Annotated in this window: 12 protein-coding genes; 1 reads left to right on the top strand and 11 read right to left on the bottom strand. The window is 37.4% G+C overall.

The features are described from left to right. Positions 1–8 precede the first annotated feature (8 nt). The 11 genes from ACZ2M0_RS02925 to ACZ2M0_RS02875 form a co-directional block, all read right to left on the bottom strand. Positions 9–1,313 carry an extracellular solute-binding protein gene (locus ACZ2M0_RS02925; protein WP_223902584.1) on the bottom strand — a complete coding sequence of 435 codons (1,305 nt, stop codon included), beginning with the start codon at positions 1,311–1,313 and terminating at the stop codon, positions 9–11. A 265-nt stretch (positions 1,314–1,578) separates the two neighbouring features. After that, positions 1,579–2,889 carry an extracellular solute-binding protein gene (locus ACZ2M0_RS02920; RefSeq protein ID WP_490058456.1) on the bottom strand — a complete coding sequence of 437 codons (1,311 nt, stop codon included), beginning with the start codon at positions 2,887–2,889 and terminating at the stop codon, positions 1,579–1,581. Between the two features lie 49 nt (positions 2,890–2,938). After that, positions 2,939–4,234: an MBL fold metallo-hydrolase gene (locus ACZ2M0_RS02915; protein ID WP_490058455.1), complete on the bottom strand. Its 1,296-nt coding sequence runs from the start codon at positions 4,232–4,234 to the stop codon at positions 2,939–2,941. Then, positions 4,218–5,042, bottom strand: coding sequence for a carbohydrate ABC transporter permease (locus ACZ2M0_RS02910; protein WP_223902587.1), 825 nt, complete (start codon positions 5,040–5,042; stop codon positions 4,218–4,220). The genes ACZ2M0_RS02915 and ACZ2M0_RS02910 overlap by 17 nt, the downstream gene beginning before the upstream one ends. After that, the gene (locus tag ACZ2M0_RS02905; RefSeq protein ID WP_187154942.1) at positions 5,043–5,909 is read right to left on the bottom strand and encodes a carbohydrate ABC transporter permease; all 867 of its coding nucleotides are present in this window, start codon (positions 5,907–5,909) and stop codon (positions 5,043–5,045) included. Continuing rightward, positions 5,909–6,994, bottom strand: a complete 1,086-nt coding sequence (locus ACZ2M0_RS02900) for an ABC transporter ATP-binding protein (RefSeq protein WP_187154941.1) — start codon at positions 6,992–6,994, stop codon at positions 5,909–5,911. The genes ACZ2M0_RS02905 and ACZ2M0_RS02900 overlap by 1 nt, the downstream gene beginning before the upstream one ends. 327 nt (positions 6,995–7,321) lie before the next feature. After that, complete coding sequence (locus ACZ2M0_RS02895; protein ID WP_490058454.1) at positions 7,322–8,194, bottom strand: DNA/RNA non-specific endonuclease; 873 nt, start codon at positions 8,192–8,194, stop codon at positions 7,322–7,324. A gap of 105 nt (positions 8,195–8,299) precedes the next feature. Continuing rightward, positions 8,300–9,253 carry an exonuclease domain-containing protein gene (locus ACZ2M0_RS02890; RefSeq protein WP_490058453.1) on the bottom strand — a complete coding sequence of 318 codons (954 nt, stop codon included), beginning with the start codon at positions 9,251–9,253 and terminating at the stop codon, positions 8,300–8,302. A 9-nt stretch (positions 9,254–9,262) separates the two neighbouring features. After that, on the bottom strand, positions 9,263–10,084 hold the full coding sequence (locus ACZ2M0_RS02885) for a Sir2 family NAD-dependent protein deacetylase (RefSeq protein WP_490058452.1): 822 nt from the start codon (positions 10,082–10,084) through the stop codon (positions 9,263–9,265). 13 nt (positions 10,085–10,097) lie between these two features. Then, entirely contained in the window at positions 10,098–10,733 is a 636-nt protein-coding gene (locus ACZ2M0_RS02880; RefSeq protein ID WP_490058451.1) for a DUF421 domain-containing protein, read from the bottom strand. Positions 10,734–10,746: 13 nt separating this feature from the next. Further along, positions 10,747–11,196 carry a DUF3290 domain-containing protein gene (locus ACZ2M0_RS02875; protein ID WP_223902593.1) on the bottom strand — a complete coding sequence of 150 codons (450 nt, stop codon included), beginning with the start codon at positions 11,194–11,196 and terminating at the stop codon, positions 10,747–10,749. Positions 11,197–11,694: 498 nt separating this feature from the next. On the opposite strand from ACZ2M0_RS02875, the gene ACZ2M0_RS02870 reads away from it, so the two are divergent. Then, the gene (locus ACZ2M0_RS02870) at positions 11,695–12,609 is read left to right on the top strand and encodes a proline-specific peptidase family protein (RefSeq protein WP_490058450.1); all 915 of its coding nucleotides are present in this window, start codon (positions 11,695–11,697) and stop codon (positions 12,607–12,609) included. Positions 12,610–12,859 lie beyond the last annotated feature (250 nt).

The following is a 12,859-nucleotide window of genomic DNA, read 5'->3' as shown; positions in this document are numbered from 1 at the left end:
TCACATTTCTATTGTTTCCAAGCTGCATCAAATTTATTTTTACCTGTTGTAATGGCTTTTTCAACATTACGGTTCTTTTGTGCAGCCGATAAGATTGACTGCATAATTGGGGTTAATTGACTAAATGTAGCACTAGAGTCCTTGATGACGGGAACACTGTAAAGTGAGTTGGCATTAAGAATGTCTTCTAATTTGGCCGGTAGTTTAAAATCTTTATTTGACTTATATTCGTCAGATTTTGTGGCACTTTCATTAACCGGAATATAGCCGGTTTCTTTAGCCCACTTAATTTGACTATCTTTAGAAGAAAGATATTTCATAAATTTGAAAGCAGCAGCTTTCTGCATCGCACTTGCGTGGCTAAACATATAAATATCAGTACCTTGTGACATAGTGTATTTGCTTGGCCGAGCTGCAACCTCATAAGTGAAGCCCTTCTTAGCAGCCTGTTTAATCCAGGTTTCAGTTGAAGAAGAGGTTACAAACATAGCTAGTTTTTTGTTAGTAAATGGAATATACAGGTATTTATCAGAGCCAGGCATTCTAAAGTAGCCCGACTTTTCACCGTCGATAAAGTAGTTGAGCAGTTTTCTGGATTTTGCACCGGTAAAATCAATTTTACTAGAGAAATTCTCGCCTTGATTCTTCATTCCTAAAACATAGTAGTTGTCTAAGTCATCAAAACCGGCACCAACTACTTGATGGTTACTCTTTTGATAAATAGTCTGAGCAGCTTTTTTAACCTCAGCCATCGTTGCAGGGACTTTGGTTATGCCATACTCCTTAAACATCTTTGGGTTATAAATTAAAACCTCGATTGACTTGTTAAACGGAATACCGTATTGAGTGCCTTTAATTTGGGCACTGTTCAGCATATCCTGTTTAATGCCTGATGCAGCAACGCTGCCCCAACCGACATCTTTATTATTAATGTATGGCTTAAGGTCTACCAGCATCTTATTCTTGGCTGCACTCTCAAGCCAACCCGGATATGCCTGAGTGATCGTTGGCAAATTCTTAGGTGATTGTAAAGTTGAAGTAATTTTTGATTGCAGATTATCATAATCACCTTGTTGCTCAAGCTTAATCTTAATTTTAGGATTTTTATTCTCAAAGTCCTGAGCTAAACTTTTCAGAGTTTTTTCCTGAGCACCCTGCATCCCGTGCCAAAAGACAACTGTGGTTTTCTTAGTTACTTTAGGAATTTTGCTTGAACTTGATGACGATGAATTACTGTTATTTGAACAAGCAGCAGTTCCAACTAAAGCCAAGCCCGCGACTGCTAGAGCCGCCAGCTTTTTACCGAAATTCATGATATCTTTTTTCCTCCAAAATCTTTTTAAATGCTCAATAGTGATAGTTTGAGCATTAATACTCATTTATTGTATAGCAAATATAGATTAATTACAATAAATTAGCCAAAAAAATTCGGCTTTATTTGTATATTTTACTTTATTTAATTATATAGTTCACCACGTTACGAACATTTATCAGGTAGTTACTCTCTTGCTTTTATTGCGGACAAAAAAAGCTTGCCGTAAAAAGACAAGCTTTATGATAAAAATTGCTATTTAGTTTTTATTGTTTCCAAGCAGCATCAAATTTTGTTTTACCTGTTTTAATTGCATTGTCAACATTTTGCTTCTTTTGTGCAGCAGCTAAAATGTTTTGCATAATTGGATTTAAACTGCCATATGCTGCACCGGCATCCTTGATAATTGGCACACTGTAAAGGTTTGCCATTGCATCTTCAAGTTTGGCTGGCAATTTCAACTTCTTGGTATCCTTGTACTCAGCAGAATCAGCGGCAGCTTGATTAACTGGAACATAGCCAGTTGCATTAGCCCATGTAAGTTGACTAGCTTTTGAAGTTAGGAACTTGATGTAGGTAAATGCAGCGGATTTTTGATCAGCTGAAGCATGCTTAAACATGTAAATGTCAGTACCTTGTGACATGGTGTATTTACCAGGACGAGGAGCAACATCATAAGTGAACTTGTTGCCTACACCTTGCTTAACAAAGCCTTCACCTGCAGAAGTACCAATGTACATTGCTACCTTTTGGTTAGCAAATGGTCCGGATAAATAGTGTTCTGAACCAGCTACTCTGAAGTAACCGTCTTTGATTCCATATGCATAAAAATTAATAACTTTCTTTGAAGTGTCGCCAGCAAAGTCAATTTTACTTGAGAAGTCAACGCCTTCGTTCTTCATGCCCAAAGTGTAGTAGTTTGATAATGAGTCAAAACCTGCTCCAACGACTTTATGATTACTCTTTTTGTAGATAATTTGTGAATCTTTCTTCAATTCATCCATTGTTGCAGGAGCTTTTTTAATACCATATTTCTTTAACAAGTCCGCGTTATAAGTCAAAACTTCAATTGACTTGTTAAAAGGAATACCGTATTGTTTGCCATTAATCTTTGCACCATCAAGAAGTGCACTCTTGATATTAGAAGCTTCACTGCTGCCCCAGCCAACTTCTTTACTATTAATGTATGGCTTTAAATCAACCAGCATGTTTTTGTTGGCAGCATTAAAGAGCCAGTCAGGATAGGCCTGAGTGATAGTTGGCAGGTTATTAGGTGATTGCAAAGTAGAGTTAATTTTAGCTTGTAAGTCGTTATAAGCTCCCTGATTTTCCAACTTAACCTTGATCTTAGGATTTTTACTTTCAAATTCCTGTGTCAATTTCTTTAAAGTAGATTGTTGCACACCTGTCATACCATGCCAAAAGACAATATTAGTTGTCTTTTTGACTTTAGCAATTTTTTCTGAACTTGAAGATGAGGAAGAATTAGAATTGCTTCCGCCATTTGAACAAGCTGCAGTACCAATAAGAGTTAAGCCAACAGCAAACGCAGCGGCCAACTTTTTACTAAACTTCATTTGGTTAAACCTCCCAAATATAAAAACTAAACAACATTTTTATGATTAATCAAAACGCAATTGTTTGGTTACGTTTTGGTAAAATCCTGTTACCATAAGGGTTTTCCACCAGCTCCGGATGCAATGTGTGCACAGGAATTAGTGTTGGTGGTTGAACCCAAGCAATAATTTGTTTTAGTTCTTTTTCGTCAGCGTGACCAGAACAACGCAACATTTGAACTTCAATATTTTGCTTCTCCAACTTTTGCAAAAATGGCTGATAGGCTGGATCAAAATCTCCTAATGGCTCAGCATTTGAATGAATATACAAGCCTCCTTTTTGCAAGTGGTTGAAATCAGCAACTGCCTGCCAGAGGAATTCGTGATCATCATTTAGCAGCTCATCGTACTGAACAGCCAGTTCTGGTTTCAGATCAGCGAATTTTTGCTCCCCTGGCAAGTAGTAATACGGCAAATCCTGATTAATGCTTTCCTTGAGCAAATGAGCCCTGGCAGCATGTAAAACAACTCGGCGTGGTGAATCAGAGATAATGCGTAATAATCGCTCTACATTGGTCGGATAAGTATTGAAAGTGATTTGCCGGTTAGGATTATCTTTTTGCAACTGTACAAATTTGGCAGTCAATTCATCCTCATTTTTAGGACCAGTAAATTCTGCGCTATTTTCCTCATGCTTTTTTTCCGGCCAGGAAAAGCCGGTTGCTTCAGTAATTAAAACATCACAGTCTTTAGCTGCTGCCAAAAATTTTTTAACCCAGTCAGGATGATAACCGTGCAAGCGAATGTCGCCAGTATAAGCAATTGCTAAATCGGGTGTCCTAACTATCAGGCCAGTGGCACCATAAGCATCATGGTCACTTGGCCAAACCGTCATCGTAATATCGCCTACTACTATTGGCTTTTGGCATTGTGCGGCAATAATTGGGCGGGTATAGCTCGGCTCATGACCTGCAGCCGGCAGCAAAAAGTCGCCTTTTTCGTTTAAAGCCGGCAGCATCTTAGCTGTTATCGGCCCTGCATATAAAGGTATTTCTGGGGCCAGGAAATTCATAGCCTTACTGTGATCAAGGTGAAGATGAGACATATAAGCAGCCGCGTGTTCCCAGCGTTCATGATCAAGCGGCTTACCAGTTAGTTCAGGATCATAAAAATTAGGCACATCCCCAATTAACTGGTTATCAACTAAAGTCTGGTATTTTTCATCAGGTAGATTCAATTCCGGTCTGTAGACTTCACCCAAGTCAAACAGGACATGAGACTTGTTATAAGCTACTTCAATCATTGGCCCACCAATGGTATTTAAACCGTTGTAAAAAGTGATGGTAGTTTTAGCCTTTAAGGTCATTGCGCACTACCCCCTTGATAATCTGTTTTCTAAAGATTAAGTACAAGATTAAAATTGGTAAAACAGTCAGGGTAGCAGCAGCTAGTTGCAATTGCGTTTCACTACCGGCATCAGACGCAAAGGCCGACAAACCATTATTCAGCAGGCGCATGGTATCTTCATTTGTAACCAGTAATGGCCAGAGAAATGAATTCCAGCCAGAGATGAAACTTAAAAGACCAACTGTAAACAAGCCACCTTTTGACATCGGTACTAGAATTTTCCAAATATAGTCCCAATCGCTGGCGCCATCAATCATAGCTGCTTTATAAATCGTATCTGAGATTGAACCAAAATAGCTTTGTAAATAATACATGTAGAAAATCGAAGTCAAGAATGGCAAAACCAGTCCTACATAAGTGTTAAGTAAACCCATATGAGCAATTGTGTTGTAGTTAGTAAAAATAATTGCTTCACCAGGTACCATTAATAATGACAAAAGCACCATTTGAATTAAGCCCTTGCCCTTAAAGCGCAGGTTAACCATGGCAAAAGCGCCAAGCAATGAGTTAAACAGACTGACAATCGTAGTCACGCTGGCTGTTAAAACCGTGTTGAAAAAGTAGCGCCCAAATGGTGCACGAGCGAATACTTTGGCGTAGTTAGACCACTCAAAATGGTGGGGAATTAGTGTCGGCGGAATCGAAGTGGTTTCCTGAAAACTCATTAAGCCGCCCAAAATCATATATATGAATGGAAAAACGGTAATAACGGCAAAGAGAAATAAGATAATGTAGCTGAATAAGACTCCTAAACGAATTCGTTTCATTTAATTTTCTCCTATCTTCTTCATCATTTTCCGTTGCAAGAATGTCGCAAATAAAATAATCAGGAACAAAATTACGGTTGCAGCCATGGCAACTCCGGGAGTACCGACGATTTGAAACTTATTGTAAATGTAGAACACTGCGGTTGTTCCTGAATTGCCCACTCCAGCTTGCCCGTTGAAGAGTGCATAAACTGAAGTATAAATTTTAAAAGCCCCGATCACATTCATTGTTAGCAAAAAGGCAATAGTAGGAACAAGCTCTGGCATAGTAATGCGCCAAAACTTATCGCGACCGCTGGCGCCAAACATGTCAGCAATGGTATAAAAATTAGGATCAATATTACGCAGCGCGCCCATTAATATAACAATATTAAATGCTAAAGATGACCAGATTCCGAAAATAATAATCGTAGTTAAAGACATTGCCGGATCGTCAATCCAGTCAGGAGCAGGTAAATGCAGACACCTGAGCACGAAGTTTAACATACCGTAATCACCGTTAAAGATATAACGAAAGACAATCCCAATGGCAATTGTCGAGGTAACATAAGGCATAAAAAACGTGGTTTCAAAGAAGGACTTATGCTTAACCTTGTCAAAAATAATCCATGCCAGCATGATTGAAATTGCTAGACCCACTGGTACAGAAATAACAGCATATAGCACTGTATTTTTAATGGCCAGCCAAAATTCTGGGTCGTTAAAAATATACTGATAATTGCTAAAACCATTCCAGTGTAAGTCAATTAAGGAACCACCCTGAAAACTCATGCTAAATGCACGCAAAATAGGGTAAATACTAAATAAGGTGACAAAGATGATAGTTGGCGCTAAAAAAAGCCAAGCCTTTTTTTGATTTGTCTTCATTAGTAAACTCGCTCTCCTTCAGGGGTAAATAGAAATACCCGATTAAATCGCATTTTAAGTTTAACTTGATCGCCTCGTTTAATTGGAGTTTCGAGATTAATTAGGGAACGCACTTGCTCATTATCAAATGTAAATTTTAAAATACGTTCACGTCCAATTAGTTCAATATCGTCTACCGTAGTCTCAAACAGGCCATTAGGATCAGGAACAATATTTTCGGGTCGAACAGATAAGACATACTCACCGTCTGGTATTTCCCGTTTAAAACGTGACTGCTCCAGATCGGCAAGATTTATCGTAAATTGGCTTGACTTTAATTCATTTGCAGTTTTTGTTACTTTAAAATTATCAATTACCGGATTGCCAACGAAGTTGGCTACAAAGTAATTATTTGGTTCCAAGTAAAAGTTTTGTCCTAAATCATCTTGTTGAATAATGCCATCATTGAACAAAATAATCTTATCACCAATAGACAACGCTTCTTCTTGGTCGTGGGTTACAAAGAGGGTCGTAATCCCTACAGTTTTTACAAGTGACCTTATTTCTTCACGAATTTTCAGGCGCAATCTAGCATCCAAATTGCTTAATGGCTCATCCATCAGCAGAATTTGGGGTTCTTGCACCAAAGCACGGGCAATTGCTACACGTTGCTGCTGACCACCAGATAAATTACCCGGCTTTTGATCAGCCAGTTCTGTAATCTGTGTCAACTCCATGTATTTAGTGGCAATTTTTTTTGCTTCCGCTTTAGGCTTTTTGTTAGCACCTACAATTAGCGGAAACATAACGTTTTGCAAAACTGTCATATGAGGATATAATGCATAATTTTGAAAAACGTAACCGATATGGCGATCCTTAGGTGCAACTTTTACCACCGACTTACCGTTAAAGATAATATCGCCCTCTGTGGGGTTAAGTAAGCCGGCCAATATATTTAAAATTGTTGTCTTGCCGCAACCAGACGGCCCTAGCAAGCAAACTAAATCTCCTTTTTTAACCGAAAAACTAACGTTTTTAATTGCTTCATGACCATTGTCATAAACTTTTCGCAGGTTTTTCACTTCAACAAATTTATTGTTATCCATTAACTCGCACCACTATAATCTCTATTTCTTTTTTACTCCCTTAATTTTATGATAAATAGTTTGAGAACACAACCTAATTTGCTTCATTAAAATTCGTAATTATCTTATCATAAGCAAGCTTTTCAACTAATTATTCGTATTTATCAAGCAAATTACTAATTATTAACTTAAAAATAGTTTTATTGTTCTTATTTTATAATTTTGCTTTAGAGAAAAAACGATAATAAATCTTACTATCGCTTATTTTAATCTCTGTATATATTAATTAATATTTTATCCGAACATTTGACTATTTTTTAAATATAATTTTTTGCCATTAGCCAAAAACTAATAGTTATCTTTCACAAAAATCTCATGATCAACTTTGGCTCGGCCATTATTATAGTTAAAAGAATATCCTGGTTGAACGTTAAACAAATAGACATTAAAATCAAGTTCTCCGTCAGTCGACACCGCTTGTAAATTAATTCCCCTAGCCATTAATTCGTCTCCTCGAAAAATCGGCGTAGCTTGATAAATCACTTTTTTATTCTGTCTTAGTGCCACACGTATACGGCTTTCAAACATTGTTTGAATTCTTTGGTTGGAAAAAGCAGACTGTGTGAACAAATTTTTAGGGTTATTTTGGTCACCTGAATGATTACCGGGATTGAAGTTGCCTTCAAGGTCAATGCCCGCAGAAACTGAATAAGCTATCAGATGTCCGCGATTATAGATTTGCGTACCATTGCGTCGGTTATAATGCCAGCCGGTCGGTTCAACGAATTGACGGACCCTTAGACTGTCGTTAGCAACGTTACGCTTTTGCAAAAAGGCCGTATTGGAATGAGATGTCCGATTTAAGCTATCTAAGTCAGAATAAATAACCCGATTAACGCGCCAGGTATTTTTGATTAAAGTTGAATGGTCATTATTGACTGTTATGTAAGACGAACCACCACTCTTAAAGTTTAAATTAGCCAGTTTTTGGTAATCTTCATGTGACAGCCCACCATAAACCTTATTGGCAGGTTTGGCCTTAACAATTTTATTGCTCTTCTGCCGGTCGTCGCGGGTAATCCTGTTCATTGTCTGGTGTCCACTTGGGTCTGAGCCACCTTTAGTAGAAACAAACCAGAACAAGAACAGGATAATAATCACTATTGCCCAGAAATCTCCATTAGTTGTTTTAGTTTTTCGTCTGCTCCTCCTGCGTGCCATTCACATTGCTCCTTGTTTAATAATAATTAAGTATAGCTAATCGAACTCTTGTTTGCAATAGGAACAAGAAAAAAGCAAGGTTGATGATCCCTTGCCTCCTAAATTCTAACTTCTGGCCCATTCATCCAGCATATTCAAAAAGTAGCTTTCAGACAAGCGCTTAATCTTGCTGCCAGCATGATTATATTCCCTTGCCTTCAACGTTTCCGGATTATTTTTACTAAAAAAGCCATCATCACTCATGATTAAATAGTCTGTATCAGCTTTGACACCGGTTTGGGCAATGCCATTCATATTATTAACCATTTGAAAAGCTTCAGTGCCGTTTATTTCTACCTCAGGAGCAAAAGCAATTTTTTTATTATTAACCGGATTACGAAAACCTAATTCCCAGACTTCCAGTTCATCCTGCAGCAAATCAATATTTTTCAATTTTCCTTGCGCTTCTTGCAATAGTTCAGGAGTAAAATGTTCGCGAAAATCATCATAAACTTTTTTAGTGTCAAGTGAGTCTGCCAAGCCATGGTGCTGTTCAACTTGTGCAATACCCGCACGCTGAATACAGTCGAGTAAGCGATTATGCTGCTGCGGATAATAAACGCGTGCTAAGCGCAATACGTCAACGTAATTGTTACTTAACTGAGGTAAATGAAATTTTTGGGTCAAGTCATACAAGAAATTTAAATCGAAATTGACGTTATAGCCAATGATAATATCATCACCGATAAAAGTGCGAAAAGACGTCATTGCTTCTTTTACCGGCTGGCCTTCATTAAGAAGCATTTCTTCGGTAATACCATTTAACTTAGTAATAAAGCTCGGCACCCGATTTGAGCGCGGATAAACAACCAGTTGACTAAACTCATCTACTACATGGTTAGCTCGAACTTTAACAGCACCTAGTTCGGTTACATGATCGCGATAGGGGTTTAAGCCCGTAGTTTCAATATCAAGCATAGTGTAGTCAGAAATGAAGTCAGGCCATTCTTGACCCTTGCCCCGGATCTTGTCTTGGACGCCAGAAACATGCAGTACGCCTTTTTTTACATAAATACTCATAAAAATCAGTTACTCCGTCACTAAACTGTTAATTAAACTTGCTGCATCAGCATTCATACCAGCACTGCGTTCTTGAATTTCCGGTAATAAATTTTCCTGCTTAAAGTCAGCAGCCACATAGGACCACTGCGGAAATTCAGCCACTAAACGTTCAATTGGCTCCCGTAGCTGCGGACTGGTTTCATCAACTCCCAGTTCCAAAAAGACGGTAGCTTTATCCTCATTGCCGGTTAGAAACCAGCGAAAACGAGTGTTGGCTTCGGTTTCTGGATAAAAATGATCATTAAGAGGCATGTGTATTTCCAATGGTTGACCACATACTTCACATTTTGGCACCAATTTTTCTATGTCTTCATCCGGCTTCTTGGCAGCAATCTTTTGGATGACATTCTGACAATTCCGCAGCCCATGATTAATTCCACTCGAGCATTGCGCTTTAGTCCAATCGCCAAAAGCATTAAAAATGCGGTTAGTGTTGAAGCCCGCATTTTCAAAAAAGTGGCCAAAAGTTGAGGTAGCAACGAAATATGGTCTATGTCCAATTAACTGCAGAAGTTGTTTTAGCGTCTGACTAGGATGATAATCAACGGAATATTTTTGAATAAGGTTTGACCATAACTGCCACTTTTCAGACCAAGAGCAAATATGCTGATCAAGTGCAAAGCCGACTGAGTGGACATCATACTTTTGGACAACTTCAGGAAAACTCTGCTCAAAATCTTCCTGACCCAACAGATCAAGCCCTTCAATTTTAGCTAGACCGTTGCCAGCAACAACAACTACAACTGCCGCATTTTGCACTAATTCTCGTGCCTTATTCAAATTTTCCATCTAAATCTCTTCTCTATTTTTGGTTGTAAGCAGTAAATGAAAGCTTCCCATCTTCAATTTCACCTAAGAAAATGTCACTAGCATCATTATAACCAGCTTGCTTCACTTGCTCTTCTAACCACTTATCGTCCTTATTAATAGATTCAAGCACATCTTCATTGATTTGACCATCATTAATTAACGGAAAACGGACATTTTTTTCATCCTTTTTAATAACCGTCAGTTGACCATTCTTTTCAAAGATGCAATTCTTCACTTTATTAACTGAATAAATGCCTTGACTACGCAATTTAAACATTAATTCATTGGCTGAAAGCCCGGCAGACAAGCAATTACGGGATAAAACCTGACCGTCTTTAATTATCTGAATTGGTTTACCATCAATTAGCCCACGGATAAAGTTGCTGTGTTCTCTGGCAAATTTTAGGATAAAAACGACCAAGGTCCAGACGATTAAAACCAGCAGAAACTGCAAAACGGAAATATTAGCGTTATAAATAACTCCACCAATGATGCCACCAAGAACATAATTTTGCAGTTGGTCTAAAGCAGTGGTCGGAGCTATGTTGCTCTTGCCAAAAACATTTATTTGAAAAATTAATGTTAACACACCTAAGGCAAATTTAATAAAAAGCTGTGTATAATTCATTATTGCTTTCCTCCTAATTCTTCACATTGACTTCGTGATTAATTACATGAGCCTGTTTTAAAGAATATGAATTGTTATCATCATTTAATTCCAGTTGATAGTCAATGTCTTTGGAATCAACTCTGACAATGAGGCCGTTTTGCAAGGTGGTAGAACTGACCATGACATCTGAAACTGGAACCTTATGATCTTTAGCAACTGATTTAATAAAAGGCGCAATCTGTTCGGATTGGGATTTTACTACATTAGTTTGCACATATTTTTCGTATTGCGTTCCCATAAATAAAAGTAAAAACAAAAGTGCAATAATACCCAGATCCCGGTAGCGGGTGTCAAATCTGTGGCGCAGGTAAAGAACAGTGAAAGCGATCATGGTCAATGCTGCAACTGCAATCAACACATAGAGAATGGTTCTACTGGTGTTTTGATTTTGCTGGATATATTTAAGTGTGTAAAAAGTCATAACATAATTACCTCTATCAAAATACTTTATTCTAATTTTTGTATAACTAACTTAGCGTAAATTGCCAGCTAATTATTTTTAATTTTTACCAAATAAACCTTAAAAATACCTAATTCCTCCTTTTAAGCTTATTCAACTATGTTTATAAGCCTACATATTATTAGTATAACAAAAAAGCAGTTAGAACCTGTCTAACTACTGCTTATTAATATTCAATTTATTTCTAGTTTTGAGAAGCATCTGTTGCTGTATCCAACTTTCGCCTTTTGCATCAAAGTCTTCTTTTAAATACTCGCTAGCATCTAGATCTTTTAACTATTTGAGTTCAGCCATTTTCATTCTTTTTAATCTTTATCTTAAATAATAAGCTAATTGTAACACGCAAGTGCTTAACTTAAAGCTTATTTTTATATTATCTCTCATTTTTGGCATTGGTTTTTCTTTCTATTATAATGAGCTAAAATAGAGACTAGTTGATAACGATTAAAGGAGAAAAATATGAAAACAGGTACCAAAATTATTACACTGGATAATGGCTATCATTTGTGGACAAACACTCAGGGTCAGGGGAACATTCATCTATTAGCTTTGCACGGTGGTCCCGGAGGCAACCATGAATACTGGGAAGATACTGCCGAACAATTAAAAAAGCAGGGCTTGGATGTGCAAGTAACGATGTATGATCAACTTGGTTCCCTTTATTCCGATCAGCCGGATTATTCTGATCCTAAAATTGCTAAAAAGTATTTGACCTACGAGTACTTCTTAGATGAAGTTGACGAGGTCCGCGAAAAACTGGGTTTAGACAATTTTTATTTGATTGGTCAAAGCTGGGGCGGACTTCTGGTACAAGAATATGCCGTTAAATATGGTCAGCACCTAAAGGGCGCAATTATTTCCTCAATGGTCGATGATATTGATGATTATGTTAAAGCCGTGAATCGTCGCCGCCAAGAAGTTTTGCCCCAATCTGAAATTGACTTCATGCATGAATGTGAAAACAATAATGATTATGGCAATGACCGCTATCAAGAAGATGTCAACATTCTCAACATTAACTTTGTTGACCGCAAACAGCCATCTAAGTTATATCACCTCAAAGATATTGGCGGTTCTGCTGTTTACCAAGCATTTCAAGGCGATAATGAGTTTGTCATTACTGGCAAACTAAAAGACTGGCACTTTAGAGATCAACTCAGAAATATTAAAGTACCAACTTTGTTAACCTTTGGCGAAAATGAAACGATGCCAATCGCTACGGCTAAAATTATGCAAAAAGAGATTCCTGATTCCCGCTTAGTTACAACTCCTGATGGTGGCCATCATCATATGGTCGATAACCCTGATGTTTACTACAAGCATTTAGCAGACTTTATCCGTCAAGTTGAAGCAGGGACATTTAAAGGAGAATAACAAGTCCAACTATTTTTATACAAGTATAGCTAACAAAAAGCAAGTAGGCAACTGCTTGTTTTTTTGTTCACTTAAAAAAAGCTTATCTGCTAATTACTTTTAGCATAAATAGTGAATTTTTCACTATATTATTTTCCTGTATAAAATAACACTTTTTAAGAATATACTTTTTAAAAAAATAGCAATAAAATATTTTGCTTAACTTATAAAGCAATAATAATAAATGCAAAAAAATAATTTTTCATACATT

It is taken from the genome of Lactobacillus sp. VURO6/B1 (VP7), from assembly GCF_058139575.1.
Note: the sequence above shows the minus strand (reverse complement) of the source record. Positions and strands in the feature narration are given on the sequence as shown.